Annotated in this window: 19 protein-coding genes and 1 tRNA gene; 9 read left to right on the top strand and 11 right to left on the bottom strand. The window is 64.3% G+C overall.

Annotated features, from left to right (window positions below):
- Nucleotides 1-192: 192 nt before the first annotated feature.
- Nucleotides 193-366, bottom strand: a complete 174-nt coding sequence (locus tag U5A65_RS17445; protein ID WP_321909188.1) for a hypothetical protein — start codon at nucleotides 364-366, stop codon at nucleotides 193-195.
- Between the two features lie 132 nt (nucleotides 367-498).
- Here U5A65_RS17445 and U5A65_RS17450 point away from each other — a divergent pair, with 132 nt between their 5' ends.
- On the top strand, nucleotides 499-669 hold the full coding sequence (locus U5A65_RS17450) for a hypothetical protein (RefSeq protein WP_321909186.1): 171 nt from the start codon (nucleotides 499-501) through the stop codon (nucleotides 667-669).
- A gap of 25 nt (nucleotides 670-694) precedes the next feature.
- On the opposite strand, the gene U5A65_RS17455 is transcribed toward U5A65_RS17450, so the two are convergent.
- The 4 genes from U5A65_RS17455 to U5A65_RS17470 all read right to left on the bottom strand — a co-directional run bounded on the left by U5A65_RS17455 (nucleotide 695) and on the right by U5A65_RS17470 (nucleotide 4,819).
- On the bottom strand, nucleotides 695-2,047 hold the full coding sequence (locus U5A65_RS17455; RefSeq protein WP_415765080.1) for an MATE family efflux transporter: 1,353 nt from the start codon (nucleotides 2,045-2,047) through the stop codon (nucleotides 695-697).
- Nucleotides 2,044-2,352, bottom strand: a complete 309-nt coding sequence (locus tag U5A65_RS17460) for a DUF2288 domain-containing protein (RefSeq protein ID WP_321909182.1) — start codon at nucleotides 2,350-2,352, stop codon at nucleotides 2,044-2,046. Before U5A65_RS17460 ends, U5A65_RS17455 begins: the two co-directional genes overlap by 4 nt.
- A gap of 658 nt (nucleotides 2,353-3,010) precedes the next feature.
- A complete protein-coding gene (locus U5A65_RS17465) occupies nucleotides 3,011-3,739 on the bottom strand; it encodes a peptidoglycan DD-metalloendopeptidase family protein (protein WP_321946878.1) in 729 nt (242 codons plus the stop codon).
- A gap of 165 nt (nucleotides 3,740-3,904) precedes the next feature.
- Nucleotides 3,905-4,819 (bottom strand): aldose epimerase, encoded by a 915-nt coding sequence (locus U5A65_RS17470; protein ID WP_321909179.1) that lies wholly within the window; start codon nucleotides 4,817-4,819, stop codon nucleotides 3,905-3,907.
- Nucleotides 4,820-4,856: 37 nt separating this feature from the next.
- Here U5A65_RS17470 and U5A65_RS17475 point away from each other — a divergent pair, with 37 nt between their 5' ends.
- The 3 genes from U5A65_RS17475 (at nucleotide 4,857) to U5A65_RS17485 (ending at nucleotide 6,336) form a co-directional block, all read left to right on the top strand.
- Nucleotides 4,857-5,087, top strand: coding sequence for a hypothetical protein (locus U5A65_RS17475; protein ID WP_321909177.1), 231 nt, complete (start codon nucleotides 4,857-4,859; stop codon nucleotides 5,085-5,087).
- 225 nt (nucleotides 5,088-5,312) lie between these two features.
- On the top strand, nucleotides 5,313-6,143 hold the full coding sequence (locus U5A65_RS17480; protein ID WP_321909176.1) for an undecaprenyl-diphosphate phosphatase: 831 nt from the start codon (nucleotides 5,313-5,315) through the stop codon (nucleotides 6,141-6,143).
- A gap of 116 nt (nucleotides 6,144-6,259) precedes the next feature.
- Nucleotides 6,260-6,336 (top strand) — tRNA-Arg (locus U5A65_RS17485).
- 83 nt (nucleotides 6,337-6,419) lie between these two features.
- Here the strand turns inward: U5A65_RS17485 and U5A65_RS17490 are convergent.
- The gene (locus U5A65_RS17490; RefSeq protein ID WP_321934988.1) at nucleotides 6,420-6,905 is read right to left on the bottom strand and encodes a PH domain-containing protein; all 486 of its coding nucleotides are present in this window, start codon (nucleotides 6,903-6,905) and stop codon (nucleotides 6,420-6,422) included.
- 187 nt (nucleotides 6,906-7,092) lie between these two features.
- Nucleotides 7,093-8,676 carry an acid phosphatase gene (locus tag U5A65_RS17495; RefSeq protein WP_321946879.1) on the bottom strand — a complete coding sequence of 528 codons (1,584 nt, stop codon included), beginning with the start codon at nucleotides 8,674-8,676 and terminating at the stop codon, nucleotides 7,093-7,095.
- A 288-nt stretch (nucleotides 8,677-8,964) separates the two neighbouring features.
- Between U5A65_RS17495 and U5A65_RS17500 the strand changes: the two genes are divergently transcribed.
- Nucleotides 8,965-10,383, top strand: a complete 1,419-nt coding sequence (locus U5A65_RS17500; protein ID WP_415765084.1) for a cytochrome-c peroxidase — start codon at nucleotides 8,965-8,967, stop codon at nucleotides 10,381-10,383.
- A 21-nt stretch (nucleotides 10,384-10,404) separates the two neighbouring features.
- On the opposite strand, the gene U5A65_RS17505 is transcribed toward U5A65_RS17500, so the two are convergent.
- Nucleotides 10,405-10,665, bottom strand: coding sequence for a hypothetical protein (locus tag U5A65_RS17505; protein ID WP_321946880.1), 261 nt, complete (start codon nucleotides 10,663-10,665; stop codon nucleotides 10,405-10,407).
- Nucleotides 10,666-10,849: 184 nt separating this feature from the next.
- Here U5A65_RS17505 and U5A65_RS17510 point away from each other — a divergent pair, with 184 nt between their 5' ends.
- Entirely contained in the window at nucleotides 10,850-11,248 is a 399-nt protein-coding gene (locus U5A65_RS17510) for an RT0821/Lpp0805 family surface protein (RefSeq protein WP_321909169.1), read from the top strand.
- Between the two features lie 7 nt (nucleotides 11,249-11,255).
- Nucleotides 11,256-11,705, top strand: coding sequence for an NUDIX hydrolase (locus U5A65_RS17515; protein WP_321909168.1), 450 nt, complete (start codon nucleotides 11,256-11,258; stop codon nucleotides 11,703-11,705).
- Between the two features lie 81 nt (nucleotides 11,706-11,786).
- Here the strand turns inward: U5A65_RS17515 and U5A65_RS17520 are convergent, their stop codons facing one another.
- Nucleotides 11,787-13,505: a glutamine--tRNA ligase/YqeY domain fusion protein gene (locus tag U5A65_RS17520; protein ID WP_321946881.1), complete on the bottom strand. Its 1,719-nt coding sequence runs from the start codon at nucleotides 13,503-13,505 to the stop codon at nucleotides 11,787-11,789.
- Between the two features lie 156 nt (nucleotides 13,506-13,661).
- Between U5A65_RS17520 and U5A65_RS17525 the strand changes: the two genes are divergently transcribed.
- Nucleotides 13,662-14,216 (top strand): RBBP9/YdeN family alpha/beta hydrolase, encoded by a 555-nt coding sequence (locus U5A65_RS17525; RefSeq protein WP_321946882.1) that lies wholly within the window; start codon nucleotides 13,662-13,664, stop codon nucleotides 14,214-14,216.
- A gap of 18 nt (nucleotides 14,217-14,234) precedes the next feature.
- On the opposite strand, the gene U5A65_RS17530 is transcribed toward U5A65_RS17525, so the two are convergent.
- Nucleotides 14,235-15,455, bottom strand: a complete 1,221-nt coding sequence (locus U5A65_RS17530; RefSeq protein ID WP_321909164.1) for a CaiB/BaiF CoA-transferase family protein — start codon at nucleotides 15,453-15,455, stop codon at nucleotides 14,235-14,237.
- Between the two features lie 319 nt (nucleotides 15,456-15,774).
- Between U5A65_RS17530 and alaS the strand changes: the two genes are divergently transcribed.
- The gene (gene alaS / locus U5A65_RS17535; protein ID WP_321946883.1) at nucleotides 15,775-18,402 is read left to right on the top strand and encodes an alanine--tRNA ligase; all 2,628 of its coding nucleotides are present in this window, start codon (nucleotides 15,775-15,777) and stop codon (nucleotides 18,400-18,402) included.
- 83 nt (nucleotides 18,403-18,485) lie between these two features.
- Here alaS and U5A65_RS17540 read toward each other — a convergent pair whose 3' ends face one another.
- Nucleotides 18,486-19,427, bottom strand: a complete 942-nt coding sequence (locus U5A65_RS17540; protein WP_321946884.1) for a LysR substrate-binding domain-containing protein — start codon at nucleotides 19,425-19,427, stop codon at nucleotides 18,486-18,488.
- Nucleotides 19,428-19,429 lie beyond the last annotated feature (2 nt).

Consider the following 19,429-nt stretch of genomic DNA (forward strand, 5'->3'; position numbering starts at 1 on the left):
TCTTATGCTGTAACGTCCAGAACCCCGGTGTCTCCGAAAGAGAACCGGGGTTCTGGCGTTTGGGCTGGCGTTGAAATGAAAGCGCGAGTCTGCCGTTCGCGAAACGACGTAGCGAAAGCCGACACACGGCCAGCTCGACTGGCCGCGGCGAGAGTCAGGCAATGTGCACGCCGTGGAATACCGGCGCTGGGTTCAGTGCCTGCGGCGAACCCTGTCAAGCACGTGATGCTCGGCTAGCCAGTGATGCATCATGCCTTCGCCGTCGTGCTCCTTCCGGTAGGCGCGCGATTCGAAAATCGATAGCCCGAGCAGAACGATCAGACCCACACCAAGACCGATCAGACCCGCAATAGTTTCGGCATCCATGGCAGCCTCCTGTCGATTGCAGCCATGTCCGCATCTTAGAACAATGTGGCAACGGAAAAAATAGCGAGTTCAGCCGCTTCGCAACCTCTCGGGAGCGCTGATCGGATCATCATTCAGAAAGGATTTGAGGCGATGCCCCGTGTTTATCTGGCCCTTGCAATGGCCGTTTTGCTTTCGGCATGCGCTGATAACGCAACGAATCACCGCCACGGCACCCCGCCGCAGGACCCGCCCGACTACCACGGCGTGCCGACCGACGATCGGCCGCCGATGATGATCGACAACCCGCCACCCGCTCAATAAGCGCCGATGCCGGGCGCGAGCACGCTCAGCGCAACTGCGCAGACATAGGGCCGATCGCGCCGCTAATGCGCGGCAGCAAGGGCGAGAGCGTCATGCCGCGCGCGGCCATGAAGACAAGCAGGGCAATCCACAATCCATGATTGCCGAGCGGCCCGACCAGCGCCCAGGACGCACAAAGAAACACAGCCAGCGACACGGCCATGGCTTGCATGAGCTCGCGTGTTCGCGTGGCCCCGATGAATACGCCGTCCAGCAGAAATCCCCACACGGAAATGAGCGGTGACAGCGCCGCCCATGGGAGGAATGCCTCGGCGGCGGCACGCACCGCTGGCTGATCGGTGAGCTGAGCGATGATCCACGGGCCACAGACCCAATAAACCAGCGAAAAACCAACGGCGCCTAGTGCTGCCCAGAACAGGTTGATCTTCACGGCTTGACGGAACGCATGACGATTGCCTGCGCCGATCGCCGCGCCCACCAGCGCTTCGGCTGCATGGGCGAACCCGTCGAGACCGTAGGCCATGAAGGTCTGGAAGTTGAGCAGCAGCGCATTTGCGGCAAGGATCGCGTCGCCTTGCTTGGCGCCCAGATGTGCGAACCACCCGAACGAGCCCAATAGACAGAGCGTGCGCAAAAAGATGTCGCGATTGATCGCGACGAGGCGCTTGAGCGCCGCGGGGGCGAGCACGATTTGCAGCGCAAGCGGTGCGAGCCCGCGAGGACGTAGCCTCCACAGCACGCAGGCCCCAAAGACAAAACCGAGCGTATCTGCCGTCGCTGTTGCCGCGCCGATACCGGCGATGCCCCATCGCAACGCGTACACGTAGGCGAGCACCGCGACGACGTTCGTGAGATTGATAAAGATCTGCGAAAGCAGCGCAATGCGCACGCGCTGCGTGCCGAGCAGAAAGCCGAGCACGACGTAGTTAGCCAGGGCGAACGGCGCCGAGCCGATGCGCGCAAGGCAGTAGACCCCGGCGTTGCGTTGCACCTCGATGCTGCCGCCAATGGCCGCGAGCGTGTACCGGATCAAGGGAGCTTGAATCAGCAAGATCGCGGCGCCGATCGCGAATGCCAGGAGCAGGGCGCGTACGACATTCGCGCGCAGGGCGGGGAGGTCGCGCGCGCCGTAGGCCTGTGCGACGAGTCCGGTCGTCCCCATGCGCAGGAAGCCGAAGCCCCAAAACACGAAGTTGAAGAACAGGCCGCCCAGTGCGACGCCGCCAAGGTCGGCCGCACTGCCGAGGTGACCTGCCACAGCCGTATCGACGGCACCGAGGATAGGCTGTGTGAGATTGGCGAGGACGATGGGAAACGCGAGCGTCAGCACGCGCCGATGCCAACCTCGTTGATCGGGCAGGGCCTCGGCGCCGCTCAAGCGCGTTCCTGCACGCACACCCACGGCGAGACGACAACCGCCCACAACTCGGGCTTGCGAGCCGCGTAATCCGCTGCGGTTTCCGCCTGCATGCGTTCGACGAGGCCCGAAGACAGCCATTGCGTGACGACCGCACTATTGTCGCTGGCAATGGCCTCGGCCACGCTCACGAGGTCGAGGTCGCGCGCTACGCTCAACAGCTTGCCTTGCGCAAAGAAGCGCTCGAGATCTTGCCAGTCGATCTTGGCGGTTTCGCCGAGCAGCTTGGTGTACGTCGAACTGGGGTTGGCGTCTTCGATAGTCATGGTAGTGGGGAATTCGTTGCGGCCGATACTATAAACGATAGTCGGTCTGCCGGCCGCTGGCCGGATGGCGAACGCCAAAGCAGCGGGATTAATCACATTAATTGTCGATATCCAGGCTTTCGCCGCCAAAATACAGACAATAAGCAACATTAAATCGGCCAAACATCTGATCTAAGCGTGCTGCGAATTGATGTTTCAAATTTGTACAGCACGCCGAATAAATGCGCTGTTACGTGCGCTCGCCCACTAAAGCCAGTGGCCTCGAAAATGCACAAATCGCCATGCTTTAAACCACCGATTCGGGCTTGCGAAAAGCCCTCGAAAGCGCAATCGACGTCAGCCTGAATGTCCCGTCCAGCAAGCCTTTGCGCCATTCGACGAGTTGTCGTCTTGTGTCATTGAAGCGCGCGATTCGGTGCACCCGAACAGTTGATTCGGCGTCCTCATTCGTTGCTGAAAAGTGATGCGACACATAATCCGTGCGGCGTAGCACATTTTCGGGCTAATTAAGTGATTGCGCCGCAGGAAGCCCGTTGATAGATTGCGATTCGGCGCATGGTAAACCGGTCCTTTGCCGATATGCGCCAAACCCCCGTTAGCCCGGCGCCATGCCGGGCTTTTTTTTTGTTCATTGATCGGCTGGCAGCAACGGCCAGTGTCAGCGCGCGGGGAGTTGTCGAGTTGGATCGATCGAGCGCCCCTGGTATCGCAGCTCGAAATGCAGCATCACGCGATCGTTGTCGCTGTTGCCCATTTCCGCGATCTTTTGCCCTTGCGTGACGCTTTGACCTTCCTTCACGAACAATGCCTGATTGTGTGCATAGGCTGTCAGGTAATCGCCGCTGTGCTTGATGATTAGCAAGTTACCGTAGCCCCGCAGTCCATTGCCTGCATAGACCACGGTGCCGGGCGCGGCAGCGACGATCGGCGTGCCGGCCGCATTGACGATGTCGATGCCCTTCGAATTGCGGCCATCGAAGCCGCGGATGACCTGTCCGCTAGTCGGCCAGACAAGCGAAATCGAAGGCGCGGCCGCTGTCGACGGTGCGGACGACTCCGCGGGTGACGGCGCAGCAGCCGTGTCGGCTGCATTGGCACTCTCGCGCGGCGCAGCTGCACTACGTGGCGCGCCACCGGTACGGGCGCTCGCTGTACCGGCGGGCGGCTCCACGCGCAGGACCTGGCCGACTTCGATGGCGTCGGGATTCGACAGATTGTTCCAGCGCACGATGTTCTGTACGGACTGGCGATTGCTGCGCGCGATCTTGTACACGGTGTCGCCGCGTTCCACGCGGTAAAAGCCGGGGCCGACTGGAGCCGATCCGCACGCCGCGAGCAACGCAACGAGCGCCGCACACGCAATCCGTCTGATTCCTGGTGCCAACATTGAACCTCGCATGACCTTGCCTCGACGGACCGAAGTCCGCCGCGCTGGCAAAACGCCCGATTTTAGCGGTTTTGCCAAAGCAACTGGGGTTTTGCCTGACGAATGACTGACGAAAGCGGCAGCGCCCATGTCCGTGCCGGCACCAGAGGAGGCCTGCGGGCGCGATTAGCCACCGAGCGTCTCGACGCCGATGCGCAGCGTCGCCGTCTCCGTTTGACCCGGTGCGAGCCAGCGCAGGCCGAGCCCGTTATGGATCGCATCAGGCAGGCCAAGCCAGGGTTCGACGCAGTAGAAGTCCGAGTCCGCGGCTTCCGTCCACGTCGTCACGGCGTACCAGGGGAGCGAGCCGGGCCGGTTCAGATCGATCGTCACCGCGCGGCCGAGTCCCGGTGCGACGAGGCGCACCGGCGTGGCGGGCGGCGTGGGTTCGAGCACATGGAAACGGTCGATGATGCTGGCGTCGTCGAGTCGGTATTGCGCCTTGCCGGGCTCGGGCGCGCTGATCGAGCCGTCCGCGAGTTGATGACGGCGCTGGGCAGGCGGCAAGTCGAGCGTCGTTTGCGCGCGCTGGGCGTGCGGCAGGGCGAAATAGAAGTGATGGCCCGCGTACCAGGGGAGCGGCTGCGCGCCGGTATTGGTCGCGGCGAGCGTGACTTCGAGCGTATGCGCGTCGGCGAGCCGGTAGGCCGCTTCGAAGCGAAAGGCGAACGGGTAGCCCGTGCGCGTTGCATCCGAGTCGACGAGCGTCATCTTCAGGCCGTGGCCATCGTCGTCGACAAGCGCTGCGAACGGCAGGTCACGCGCAAAGCCGTGCATCGGCAGATCGCGAACCACGCCTTGGGCGTCGCGCCAGCGGCCGATCTGGCCGTCCACACGATGGCGCCCAAGGAACGGGAAGAGCAGCGGATTGCCGCCGCGCACGCGTGCCGGTTCGGCCCAGTTTGCATTCTCCGGCCACACGATGACCGGGCGGCCGTCGACTTGCCACGAGAGCAAGCGGCCGCCGGCCCACGGCGCGAAACGCAACGTCGAGGCACCGCGGGTGAGGGTGAGGATGTCCTTTTCTGGATGAGCGTTCATGGGCGGGCCTGGAGTGGGTGGAAGGAGGGCGGCGCACATGCGCCGGGCAGGCGGATTTTGCGCTGCTTTCTCATGCGTGAAAACCCTTGTCGGGAAAGCGTGGGTATTGTTCAAGGACGAGAGTCAGCATAATCCGCATGACCGTGCGCTGGCGCACAGAGCATTTTCGCAGGAGACCCCGATGGACCTCGCAATGGCAATGAGCATGGCGCTGTTCAGCCTCTTTGTCGGCAGCAGCGCGTATTTCTTCTACAAGATGGCGCGCTGATCGCGCGACGTTCCGTCCCCCTCATCCGGTTCTCGCAAGCGCGACACGCGCGTTCGCGCCAGAATCCGTGTCTTCGCAGCCAACTTTGTTGCGACGCAGTAACTTTTCCGACAAATCCCTCTCCAGGCTTGGCGCTGCAATACGGCCCAGGCATAATCGGTGCGCTTTGCCGCACCGGCTCCGCAACGGTCCGGCCCCTTACACCATCATTACGAGGATCCGCGCGTGAGTCTCTGGTTTCTATTCTTCCTGAGCGTGTTGCAAGGCGTCACCGAACTGTTCCCCGTGAGCAGTCTTGGCCATACGCTGCTCGTGCCCGCGCTGTTCGGCATGCACATCGACAAGCACGCGCCGCAACTGCTGCCGTTCCTCGTCGCCTTGCATCTGGGAACCGCGGTCGCTCTCCTCTGGTATTTCCGTGAACGCTGGGTCGCGCTGATCAGCGGCTTCTTCAGTTCGCTGGCCGGCCGCAAGAACGACGACGGCCATATGATGTGGGCGCTCATCATCGGGACGATTCCGACCGGCATCGTTGGCCTCGTGCTCGAAAAGCGCATCGAAGCCATCTTTCACGATCTGCGCATTGTCGCGGCCGCATTGATGGTCAATGGCGTGCTGCTGTGGTTCGGCGATCGTCTCCAGCGCGCGCGTGCACATCGTCCGCCCGAGAAGCTCACGTTCCGCCAGGCGTTTCTCGTCGGCCTCGCCCAGATCGGCGCGCTCATTCCCGGTTTTTCGCGCAGCGGTCTCACGATGATCGCCGGCAATGCGGCAGGCCTCACGGCAGAAAAGGCTGCGGAGTTCTCGTTCCTGCTCGGCACGCCGATCATCTTTGCGGCTGGCGTGCTCGAACTGCCGAAGCTCTTTCACGCGCGAGATCAGCTGATGACTGCGGTCGTGGGCGGCGTGCTCACGGGCATCGCGGCCTGGCTGAGCGTGAAGTTCCTGATGAGCTATTTCGAGGGGCGTGGGCGCCTCGCATCGTTCGGTGCGTACTGCCTGATCGCGGGTGCGATCTGCCTTGGCTGGTTTGCGCTCCATCAGCAGCCGGTTTGAATCTGGCGCGAAGGCCCTTCGCAGGCGTGATGAGCAGGGCGCGACCGCATGGGACGATCGCGGTATAATCCAGCCCCGTCTTCGTGCGGCCCGCTTGCGGCCTTGCGCACGTCCACGCGACAGTAGCTCAGCTGGATAGAGCATCGGCCTTCTAAGCCGAGGGTCGGGGGTTCGAGCCCCTCCTGTCGCGCCAGATCAAACAAACAAAAAGCCCGGCCTTCACCGCCGGGCTTTTTGCTTTTTCACACACCGCGAATCGACGCGGAATCAATACCCTCACGCCACGAGCCGCAACGGCACCGGCTCCTCGGCCGCTTGCGCGAGAAACACCATACGGCGAAACTCATGCGGATTCGAAATGCCGGGAATCGGCGTCGCGATGAGGCCCCCACCACCAATTACGAGCGAACCGTAGTCGAATATCCGGCCAATCAGGCTTTGCTCGACCCGCACGCTCTCGATCTTCGCAAGCGTCAGCTCCACGGTGTGCCGACGCAGCGCGCCGAACTTCGCCACCACGCGTTTATTTGTCACGGCGAATTCCGTCGTCCACCAGGCGAGCAGCGAGGCGCCGAACAGTCCCAGACCTGCGACGAAAAACCCCACCGCAGCGAACGGCGACGTGCCCATGGTGCCGATGAGCACGCCCCAAACCATGAGCAAAAGGCTGAATGTGATACGCGGACCCATCGCCCAGAAGCAGGGGTGTCCCTCGCAGACGATCCTCTCGCCCGGCAGGAGAGTCGATTCGACGTATTTCACAATGACCTCCGTCAAGATTTGTGCAGTAACCAATCTGTAAGGTAGTGCATCTCGCGCAGAAGGATCCGTGGTCAAACGTCGCGGCTCAGCGCCTGGCGCCGGCGCAATAAAAAAGGGCAGCCCGAGGGCTGCCCGTCAAACCGGATGAGCAACATCCGGTCATCGATGGTCGGTTGGTGTCTCGCGCTTAGAGCTTCACGTCGAGCGCGTTGGTCAGATCGCCCATCGGCTGGGCGCCGTTGCTCTTGAGCGCGGCGTCGCGGTTCGCGAGCCCCGGCAGCGTCGGCAGCGAGAAGCGCCGCGTGATGAGGCGCAGGATCGAGGTCGTGTCGTACTGCGTGTGGTCGACGTAACCCTTCTTCGCATACGGCGAGATGATGAGCGCCGGAATGCGCGAGCCCGGACCCCAGCGGTCGCCCTTGGGCGGCGCAGCGTGATCCCAGAAGCCGCCGTTTTCGTCGTAGGTGACGACCACGACCATGTTGTTCCACTGCGGGCTCTTCTGCAGATGCGCGATGACGTCGGCAATATGTTGGTCGCCGCTCGCCACGTCCGTGTAGCCCGCGTGCTCGTTCAGGTTGCCCTGCGGCTTGTAGAACGCCACTGCCGGCAGCGCGCCTGCGTCGATCGCCTTGATGAACTCCGTGCCGTCCATGCCGCCGTCGAGCAGGTGCTTCGCGCGCGCGTCGGTGCCCGGCGCGTAGTTCGCGAAGTAGTTGAACGGCTGATGGTGGGGCTGGAAGTTCGGCGCCGTCATGTTCGCACCGTAGATCACGCCCGAGGTGCTGTTCTGCGCCGCGCTCACGGCCGCGCCCCACGCGCCGCCGTACCACGCCCACGTCACGCCCGCGTTCGAAAGCAGGTCGCCGATGTTCTGCGTCGTTTGCGCGGGCATCGTGGAGGCGTTCGACGGGTCGGCCAGGTTCGCGTCGCCGCCCGAAGCCGGTGCGTTGCCGCTCGGCTGATACGGCGGCTGCATCGTGTTCACCGCGTAGAAGTCCGGCGTCAGATTGCCCGATTTCACGAACTTCGGAATGCCGTCGAGCGCCGACTTCGGCGAGTTCGACGCGAGCGTGAGCGAAACGCCGTCGGCGTCCACGGCCGAGATCGTCGGCTTGGCCGGGTTCGTGTCCGCGTTCGCGTAGAACGGCGTGCACGCGCAGATCAGCCACTGGTGATTCAGGAACGAGCCGCCGAACGCGCCCATGAAGAAGTTGTCGGCGAGCGTGTATTGCTGGGCGATCTTCCAGAGCGGCAGCTTTTCTGCGCTCGTCGTGTAGTGCCCCATCACGAGACCGCCGGAGTCGGCGTAGGCCGCGAACATGTCGTTCTTGCCGCCGTGGATCTGCATCTGGTTCTCGTAGAAGCGGTGGTACAGGTCGCGCGTCGTGACCGAGAGCGGCACGTTGTAGCCTTTCGCGTCGTCGATGGCGAACGGCGCGTTCGGCATGTTCTCGGTCATTGCCGCGGTCACCACGGGCGTGACGCCCGTTTGCGTGAGGCCGTTCCAGACGGTCGGCAGCGTGGCGAGCACGGAGCCGTCGCGATCGAGCTGCTGCGTGCTTTGCGCGCTCAGGTTCTGCAGGCCATTGGCGCCCGGGAAGCTGCCGTACAGGTTGTCGAAGCTGCGGTTTTCCGCGTAGATCACGACAATGTTCTTCACCGACGAAAGGCCGGGCTTGCTGTTGTCGTTGCCGCCGCAAGCGGCGACGGCCAGGGTCGCCGCCGCTACCGCGATCGGCGTGGCATAGAACCACTTTTTGTTGATCATTTTTTCTCTCTCTCGCGTTGGGGGCCCGCATGGAGGGCCGGCGCGAATGACACCGGCCTTCGGGCGAGGCGCAGTGTCGCAATCGTTTTTGACAGCGATATGTAAAAAATTACATTTAGCTTTTTTGTGCCCTTTGATTGCATGACATCTGTCTTACTGCATGTCATTTGAGCGTCACATCCCTGACATACGCTTTCGCGACTTCGATGTGCGGGTGAGCGCATCGGCATTCGCACTGCAGCGGCGCGGCGGCAAGCGCGCGTCGCGCTCAAGCTTCGGGGACCAGGCATGTTGCGTAGATTGGCGCGTCGTACGGCGCGAACATACGGTGAGACGCGCGCTCGATCGCACGGCGGCGCGCGCCGCCAGGCGGGGCGCTTCCTGATGGCGGCGGCGCTGTCGTCGCTGCTGATCGCGTGCGACGGCAGCATGTCCGGTTCCGCGACCGCCGATGCAACGACAGGCGCATCTGGCAGCGCCTCGCGTGCGCAAGACGCCAATGCGAACGCGCGCGCCGCACAGGGCGTGAAGCTGATGAAAATCGCCGCGCCCGCGCAAGGTGGACAGACGCGTGCCGAGGTCTACGCGCAGGTGCGCCGCATGACGGTGCTCGGCAAACAGATGTTCTTCGACCCGTCGCTCTCGGGCTCGGGCAAGATGGCGTGCGCGTCGTGTCACAGCCCGGACCACGCGTTCACGCCGGCCAACGCGCTCGACGTGCAGATCGGCGGCACGGACATGCGACGCCAGGGCATGCGCGCCGTGCCGACGCTCAAGTATCTGCAGGCGGTGCCGGCGTTCGCCGAGCACTATCACGACTCCGACGACGAAGGCGATGAGAGCGTCGATGCGGGTCCGACCGGCGGGCTCACGTGGGACGGCCGCGTCGATCGCGGTTCGGACCAGGCGCGCATTCCGTTGCTCTCGACGTTCGAGATGGCGAGCTCGCCGAAGAAGGTAGCCGAGGCGGTGCGGGCGGCACCTTACGCTGAGGCGTTTCGCGAGGCATTCGGCGCGCGCGTCCTGGCTGACGACGATGCAACCTTCAAGGCCGTGCTGAAGTCACTGGAGACATTCGAGCAATCGCCCGAGGTGTTTTATCCGTACACGAGTAAATACGACGCGTATCTGGCCGGCAAGGCCACGCTCGGCGCCGCCGAGCTGCGCGGGCTGCAACTCTTCAACGACGAGAAGAAGGGCAATTGCGCGAGCTGCCATATCAGCCAGCGTGCAAAGGACGGCTCGCCTCCGCAATTCAGCGACTTCGGTCTGATCGCTGTGGGCGTGCCGCGCAACCGTGCGCTTACCGTGAATCACGACCGCAAGTTTTTTGATCTAGGGGCATGCGGCCCGGAACGCACGGACCTCGATCATCGCGCGGAATTTTGCGGACTCTTTCGCACGCCGACGCTGCGCAACGTCGCGCTCAAGAAGTCGTTCTTCCACAACGGCGTTTATCACTCGCTGGAAGATGTGCTGCGTTTCTACGCGCGGCGCGATACGAATCCGGAGGAGTTCTATCCGGTGGTGAAGGGCCGCGTGCAGAAGTTCGACGATCTACCGCGCCGCTACTGGGTGAATCTGAACACGGACCCGCCGTTCGATCGCAAGCCGGGCGACGCGCCAGTGTTCAGCAACGCTGAAATCAAGGACGTGATCGCGTTTCTCGACACGCTCACCGACGGCTGGCAGCCGGGGGCGCATTGAGCGTGGACTGAACGCGCGGCGTCAGACGCCCGCGATCAGCAGGCAGGCGCCGGCGAGCACGACGAAGGAGACGAGCAACGCGACCGTACCGATGCGCACCGTGGCGTCCGGCCAGCGCGGCGCGTGCTCGGTGCGCTCAGGGCGCTCAAGGTGTATTGCGAGGTTCGGGCCAGGTGTTTGCGTTTGTGGCGCGTGCGTGTAGTGCGCGACGAACGACATCAGGCCGATGCAGATGAGGGCCAGCAGGACCGCAAAGACCCTTAGGGCGATGGCGTAGGTCATGTCAGATATTCCTGATGGAGGTGTAAGTGGGCGACGGACCCATCGTAGTGATCGGTGCTAGCCCTCACCATCAGATCAATCTGAAAAGAAACCGGGCGCGAGCGCGGCCTCGCTCGGTGAGCCGAAAAAAGGGCGCGTGTTATGCTTTTCGCCGAATCGCTCAGTCAGTCGAGGAGAACACAAAATGTCGAGAATGCCCCGAACCCTGCATACGCTGAGCGCCCTGGGCGCGGCGCTCTTTGTCACGGTCGGCATGGGCAACGCACATGCCGCCAACCTGGGTTTTCTGAACAACACGCCCATGTCGTTCATGAACCAGGCGGACTACAGCTCGCTGCAGAACGCTGTGCGCGATGCCGTCGAGCACAAGGCCGATGGCGAGGCCACGGCGTGGTCGAACGAGGGCTCGCGTAATGGCACGCGCATCACCTCGACCATCACGCCGTCGAATACGCAAAAGGAAGGCGACAAGACCTGCCGCGACACCGAGGTCGTCATCAACGCGAAGGGCCAGTCGATGACACTGCGTCCGCACTTCTGCCGCACGGGCCAGGGCGCGTGGGTTTTCCAGAAGCAGCACTGAGCGCGCGGTGAACGGCAAGATCGTTTCGTGCGGCATCGTGCTGCTCGATCCTGAAGGCCGCGTGCTGCTCGCGCACGCAACCGGCACGAATCACTGGGACATTCCGAAGGGGCAGGGCGAGCCCGGCGAGTCCGAATCGCAAAGCGCGCGCCGCGAGATGGTCGAGGAGACCGGCATCGAAGTCGCGGCGTCGCGGCTCGTCGATCTTGGGCGCTATCTGTACCGGCGCGACAAGGATCTGCATCTCTTCGCCGCGCGCGCGAGCGCCGATGAACTCGATCTCTCGCGTTGCGTTTGCGTGTCGCTCTTTCCGCGCAGGGAGGACGGCGTGATGATCCCGGAAATGGACGCCTGGCGCTGGACCCCGCCAGGCGAAGTCGATCGCTACGCGAGCCGCAGTCTCGCGCGCCTTTTCAACACGACGCTTTCGCTCGCCGAATTGCATCGCAAACTTTAGGGCGTTCTCGCTAGCCGCTGTCGAAAAGAAAAAGCCCGCACAAATCTGTGCGGGCTTTTTGCTTGCTGGCGGGCGCGCGCCTTACTTGCCCCAGCTGTCGCGCAAACCGACGATGCGGTTGAACACCGGCGCACCCGGCTTCGAATCGTAGCGGTCGGCGACGAAGTAGCCATGGCGTTCGAACTGATAGCGGTCTTCGGGCGCGGCGTCGCGTGCGCCCGGTTCGACAAAAGCCTGAACAACGCGCTTCGAGTCCGGATTCAGCGCCTCGAGGAAGTTGCGGCCGCCCGCATCGGGCTGCTCTTCGCGGAACAGGCGGTCATAGAGGCGCACTTCGGCTGGCACGGCGTTGTCGGCGCTGATCCAGTGGATCGTGCCTTTGACCTTGTAGTTGCTCGCGCCTTCGGTGCCCGATTTGCTGTCGGGGAAGTAGTTGCAATGCACGGCAATGATGTTGCCGTCGGCGTCCTTCTCCGCGCCCGTGCATTCAACGACGAAGCCGTACTTCAGCCGCACCTTGTTACCCGGGAACAGGCGGAAATAGCCCTTCGGCGGCGTTTCCTGGAAGTCCTCGCGCTCGATCCACAGTTCGCGCGAAAACGTGAACGCGCGATTGCCGCGCTCCGGATGATGCGGATGCACTGGCGCGCTACATGCCTCGGACTGGCCTTCGGGGTAGTTGTCGATCACGAGCTTGAGCGGGTCGAGCACGGCCGTCGCACGCGGCGCCTTGTCGTCGAGGTCGTCGCGCAGCGCGCCCTCGAACACGCTCATGTCGATCCACGAATCGACCTTCGTCACGCCGATGCGCTCGCAGAAGAGCTGGATGGCTTCGGGCGTGAAGCCGCGGCGGCGCACGCCGACGATGGTCGGCATGCGCGGGTCGTCCCAGCCGTCCACGTGGTTTTCGGTCACGAGTTGCAGCAGCTTGCGCTTGCTCGTGATCGCGTACGTGAGGTTCAGACGCGAAAACTCGATTTGCTGCGGCAGCGGGCGCGCGAACACGCCGGCGTCGGCCAGTTCGCTGAGCACCCAGTCGTACAGCGGACGGTGGTCTTCGAACTCGAGCGTGCACAGCGAATGCGTGATGTTTTCCAGCGCGTCCGAGATGCAGTGCGTGTAGTCGTACATCGGATACACGCACCACTTGTCGCCGGTGCGGTAGTGATGCGCGAAGCGGATGCGGTAGATGACCGGGTCGCGCATGTTGAAGTTCGGCGACGCCATGTCGATCTTCGCGCGCAGCACGTGCGCGCCTTCGGCGAATTCACCGGCCTTCATGCGGCGGAACAGGTCGAGGTTTTCCTCGACCGAGCGATCGCGGAACGGCGAGTTCTTGCCGGCCTCCGTGGCCGAGCCACGGTTCGCGCGCATCTCTTCCGGCGACTGGCTGTCCACATACGCCTTGCCGCGCTGGATCAGCAGTTCGGCGAACTCGTAGAGCTTGTCGTAGTAGTCGCTCGCGTAGAAGAGGTATTCCTGGTCGTCCTTCTTCCACTCGAAACCAAGCCACTCCACAGCGTCGATGATGGAGTTGACGTACTCGACGTCTTCCTTCTCCGGGTTCGTGTCGTCGAAGCGCAGGTGGCACACGCCGCCGTAGCTTTTCGCCACGCCGAAGTTCAGGCAGATGCTCTTCGCGTGGCCGATGTGCAGATAGCCGTTCGGCTCCGGCGGGAAGCGCGTTTCGACGCGCTGCGCCCACTTGCCCGACTGGTTGTCGTCGTCGATGATGTTGCGGATGAAATTGGATGCCGCAGGCGCGTCCGTGCGGTCGGCGTCTTTACGTTCGGTATTCATGCGAAAAGGGAGTCGTTCGAGGGCACCCGTCAAAAGGATAAAAGCGCGTAACCGGGCACCCGATGGTGTCTTCCATTCTACCTGACGCGACCCGCCGTGCCAGTCCCGGTGCCGGATCGTCGCGCGGACCACAACAAGCGAGGAAAAAACGTGACGATGATTGAAACGTCTGTGCTGGTACTGCCGGGCTATATGGATTCGGGGCCGGGGCACTGGCAGACGCGCTGGGAAGCCGCACACACGGGCTTTACGCGGGTGCAGATGCCCGACTGGATGCACCCGGACTGCGAGGCGTGGTGCACGACGCTCGAAGCCGCCGTGCAACGCGCGCCTGCTGGCGTGCGCCTCGCCGCCCACAGCCTGGGCTGCCTGACCGTGGCGCACTGGGCCGCGCATCACGCGAGCGCCGCGACCCGCGCGAAGGTGGCTGGCGCGCTGCTGGTGGCGCTACCCGATCCACACGGTCCCGAATTTCCGCGCGACGCACGGGGCTTCGATCCGGTGCCGCTGGCGGCGCTGCCGTTTGCGAGCGTCGTGGTCGCCAGCAGCGACGATCCGTATGGCGGCGTGGCGTTCTCCGAACGCTGCGCGCAGGCGTGGGGCAGCCGCTGGTTCGAGATCGGCGCGCGCGGCCATATCAACGCGGAAAGCGGGCTCGACGACTGGCCGCAGGGGCTCGCGTGGCTGATGTCGGCGGGGAACCGCGGCTAGCCGCCCTGGGCGTCGTGGTTACACCACGCCCTTGCCGCGCAACGCCGCTACCTGCTCGTCGCCGTAGCCGAGCACCTCGCGCAGTACCGTATCGGTATGCTCGCCGAGCGTGGGCGGATGGCTCGTCACGCGCGGCGGGGTCTCGCTCATGCGGATGGGGTTGCCCACGAGCCGCGCCGTGCCGCCCGAAGGATGCGGCACATCGACCTGCAGCCCGCGCGCGATCACCTGCTCGTTATCGAACACTTCCGCGAGGTTGTTGATCGGCCCGCACGGCACGCCCGCGGCTTCGAGCGCGCCGATCCAGTCGGCTTTCGTGCGCCCGCGAATCAACCCGGCGACGATCGGCACGAGCGTGTCGCGATGGCGCACGCGCGCCGGATTGGTCGCGAAGCGCTCGTCGTCGGCAAGCTCGGGCTGGCCCGCCACTTCGACGAACTTGCGGAACTGTCCGTCGTTGCCCACCGCGAGGATGATCCAGCTGTCGCTCGTCTGGAATGCCTGATAGGGCACGATGTTCGGATGCGCGTTGCCCCAGCGCGCAGGCGGATTGCCGCTTGCGAGGTAGTTCGAGTTCATGTTCGCGAGCATGGCGACCTGCACGTCGAGCAGCGCCATGTCGATGTACTGGCCCACGCCCGTGCGGTCGCGGTGGGCGAGCGCCGTGAGCACGGCGATGGTCGAATACATGCCGGTCATCAGGTCGGCGATCGCGACGCCCGCCTTTTGCGGGCCGCCGCCCGGCAGCGCGTCGCGCTCGCCGGTAATGCTCATGAAGCCGCCCATGCCCTGCACGATGAAGTCGTAGCCTGCGCGCGAGGCGTAGGGCCCCGTTTGGCCGAAGCCGGTGACCGAGCAGTAGATGAGGTCGGGCTTCACTTCGCGCAGCGACTCGTAGTCGAGCCCGTACTTCTTCAACTGGCCCGCCTTGTAGTTCTCCAGCACGACATCGCTTTGCGCGGCCAGCTCGCGCACGATGCGCTGCCCCTCGGGCGTGGCGATGTCCACCGTCACCGAGCGCTTGTTGCGGTTCGCGGCGAGGTAGTAGGCCGCTTCCGCGGTGTCCGCGCCGTCGGGCGTTTTCAGGTACGGAGGCCCCCAGTGGCGCGTGTCGTCGCCGGCGCCGGGGCGCTCGACCTTGATCACGTCGGCGCCGAAGTCGGCGAGGGTCTGTGCGCACCACGGTCCGGCGAGGACGCGGGTGAGATCGAGTACGCGAATATGGCTGAGAGCGCCCATGCTGTGTCTTCCAATGTCGTTCTAAGGCAGGCCGCGAGCGCACATGGCGCGCAGGCCGATGCCGCCCATAGTAAGCGAAAAGGCGGGGAGCGCGTCAATATTCGGTACAGGGTTCCGCACTGCGGAACATAACCGCGCGACCCCTCGCCGCCGCCCACCCTGTCGCGCCCATGCAAACCGCGCCGGACGCGCCGCCGCGAGCGCTCGGCGATCCCGTATAATCGTTCGATTCAGCATCGGGGTTTTCGCCACCGGCCGGGGCCCCGACCACGACCAAGATTGAAGCACCGGACGCCCCAGGAAGGACCCAACGCACGCCATGAAAGCCGCCGACATCCGCGAGAAATTCCTCAAGTTCTTCGAATCGAAGGGCCACACGATCGTGCGCTCGTCGAGCCTCGTGCCGGGCAACGACCCGACACTGCTCTTCACCAACTCGGGCATGGTGCAGTTCAAGGACGTGTTCCTCGGCACCGACAAGCGCCCGTACTCGCGCGCCACGACCGCGCAGCGCAGCGTGCGCGCCGGCGGCAAGCACAACGACCTCGAGAACGTCGGCTACACGGCGCGCCACCACACGTTCTTCGAGATGCTCGGCAACTTCTCGTTCGGCGACTATTTCAAGCGCGACGCGATCCACTACTGCTGGGAACTGCTGACCAAGGTCTACGCGCTGCCGGCAGAGAAGCTCACGGTGACCGTCTACCAGGAAGACGACGAAGCCTTCGACATCTGGGCGAAGGAAATCGGCGTGCCGGTCGAGCGCATCATCCGCATCGGCGACAACAAGGGCGCGCGCTACGCTTCCGACAACTTCTGGCAGATGGCCGATACCGGCCCGTGCGGTCCGTGCTCGGAAGTGTTCTACGACCACGGCCCGGAAATCTGGGGCGGCCCTCCGGGGTCTCCTGAGGAAGACGGCGACCGCTTCATCGAGATCTGGAATCTCGTGTTCATGCAGTTCAACCGCGACGCCCAGGGCAACATGACGCCGCTGCCCAAGCAGTGCGTCGATACGGGCATGGGTCTCGAGCGCCTTGCCGCCGTGCTCCAGCACGTGCACAGCAACTATGAGATCGACCTGTTCCAGAACCTCATCAAGGCGGCTTCGCGCGAAACGAACACGCCCGATCTCACGAACAATTCGCTGAAGGTCATCGCCGACCACATCCGCGCGTGCTCGTTCCTGATCGTCGACGGCGTGATTCCGGGCAACGAAGGCCGCGGCTACGTGCTGCGCCGTATCGTGCGCCGCGCGATCCGCCACGGCTACAAGCTCGGCAAGAAGGGCGCGTTCTTCCACAAGCTGGTGGGGGATCTCGTCGCCGAAATGGGCGCGGCTTACCCGGAACTCGCCGAAGCGCAGCAACGCGTGACGGACGTTCTGCGCCAGGAAGAAGAGCGCTTCTTCGAGACCATCGAGAACGGCATGTCGATCCTCGAAGCCGAACTCGCAGACCTCGAGGCCAAGGGCCGTAAGACGCTCGACGGCGAACTCGCGTTCAAGCTGCACGACACGTACGGTTTCCCGCTCGACCTCACGGCCGACGTGTGCCGTGAGCGCAACATGACGGTCGACGAGCCGGCGTTCGACGAAGCGATGGCGCGTCAGCGCGAGCAGGCGCGCGCGGCAGGCAAGTTCAAGATGCTGACGCAGGGCCTCGAATACTCGGGCGCGAAGACGACGTTCCACGGCTACGAAGAAATCGTGTTCGACGACGCGAAGGTCGTCGCGCTCTACGTGGACGGCTCCTCGGTCAACGAAGTGAAGACGGGCCAGGACGCCGTGGTCGTGCTCGACCACACGCCGTTCTACGCGGAATCGGGCGGCCAGGTGGGCGACCAGGGTGTGATCTCGAACGCGAGCATCCGCTTCGCCGTTGCCGACACGCTCAAGGTTCAAGCCGACGTTTCCGGCCACCACGGTACGCTCGAGCAAGGCACGCTCAAGGTTGGCGACGTCGTGAAGGCGGAAATCGACGCCATCCGCCGCGCCCGCACCGCGCGCAACCACTCGGCCACGCACCTGATGCACAAGGCGTTGCGCGAAGTGCTCGGTGCGCACGTGCAGCAGAAGGGCTCGCTCGTCGACGCCGATAAAACCCGTTTCGACTTCGCGCACAACGCGCCGATGACGGATGACGAAATCCGCCGTGTCGAGCAGATCGTCAACGCGGAAGTGATCGCGAACGCGCCCGGCATCGTGCGCGTGATGTCGTACGACGATGCCGTGAAGGGCGGCGCGATGGCGCTGTTCGGCGAGAAGTACGGCGACGAAGTGCGCGTGCTCGACCTCGGCTTCTCGCGCGAGCTGTGCGGCGGCACGCACGTGCATCGCAGCGGTGACATCGGCCTCTTCAAGATCGTAATGGAAGGCGGCGTGGCCGCGGGCATCCGTCGCGTGGAAGCGATCACGGGCGACAACGCCGTGCGCTTCGTGCAGGACCTCGACGCCCGCATCAACGCGGCAGCGGCGGCGCTGAAGGCGCAGCCTTCGGAGCTCACGCAGCGCATCGCGCAGGTGCAGGACCAGGTCAAGTCGCTGGAAAAGGAACTGGGCGCGCTCAAGTCGAAGCTCGCTTCGAGCCAGGGCGACGAGCTCGTCGGCCAGGCGATCGAAGTGAATGGCGTGCACGTGCTCGCCGCGACGCTCGACGGCGCCGATTCGAAGACGCTGCGCGAGACCGTGGACAAGCTCAAGGACAAGCTCAAGAGCGCGGCCATCGTGCTGGCGGCGGTGGAAGGCGGCAAGGTCAGCCTGATCGCCGGCGTGACCGCCGAGGCGAGCAAGAAGGTCAAGGCCGGCGAACTCGTGAACTTCGTCGCCCAGCAGGTGGGCGGCAAGGGCGGCGGCCGTCCCGACATGGCGCAGGCGGGCGGCACGGAGCCTGCCAACCTGCCGGCCGCGCTTGCCGGCGTGAAGGGCTGGGTCGAAGCGAAGCTGTAATGCCGCGCGCGGCGGCTTGATCGCCGCTTGGCAATGAAAAAAGGGCTGTCCGCGAGGGCAGCCCTTTTTGTTTTCCGCGCGGCTTAAATGGTGTGCAGGCCTGCCGCCGTCGCTGCAGCTTCACCCGCTAACGGCAACGCCGCACAGCCTGTGTGTTGCGCATGCTCCATCAGCGCGTCCTTCAACGCGCCGAGCGCGGGCGAAAAGTGGCCACGACGCCAGGCAAGCAGCGTGTCGATCTGGCCGAGCTTGCCAAGGGAATGCACCGTGACCTCGTCGGCGCTGCGTTGCAGTTCGAGCACCGAGCGCGGCGCGACGGCCACACCCGCGCCCGCCGCCACGCACGCGACGATCGCGTGATACGAGCCCAGTTCCAGCACGCGTGACGGCCGGATGCCATGCTCCAGATACCAGCGCTCGACGTAGGCGCGATACGCGCAGCCGCGCTCGAACGCGACGAGCGTGGAGAGCGCGATATCGCGAGGCTGACGGATTGCCCGGTGCCCGCGCGGCGTGAGCATCACGAGTTCCTCGCGATAGACCGGCACGACGTCGAACACCTCGGGGTCCGGCAGGCCGTCGAGCGGCGTGGCGATCAGCGCGGCATCGATTTCGTATTCGCGCAGACGTTCGATCAGCGTGCCCGTCGTGCCCGTTTCCAGTTCGAGCGTGACCTCGGGCCACGTCTGGTGATAGTGCGCAAGCAGGCCGGGCAGACGGCTTGCCGCAGCGCTTTCCATGGTGCCGAGCCTCAGGCGTCCCGCCGGGCGCCCGGCCTTCAGCGCATGGCGCGCTTCGTCGGCTAGCGCGAGCAGACGCTCGGCGTAGGGCAGCAGCGTTTCGCCCGCGGGCGTGAGAATGAGGCGGCGGCCCTCGCGCGTGAAGAGCGGCGTGCCGAGCTGATCTTCGAGTTGCTTGATGCGCGTCGTCACGTTCGACTGCACGCGGTTGAGCTTGGCGGCGGCCCGCGTCACGCCGTTTTCCCGCACGACTGCCCGGAAAATCGCCAGTTCGGCGAGGTCCATAG

Origin of the sequence: Paraburkholderia sp. J10-1 (assembly GCF_905220165.1) — a bacterium.
GTDB lineage: Bacteria > Pseudomonadota > Gammaproteobacteria > Burkholderiales > Burkholderiaceae > Paraburkholderia.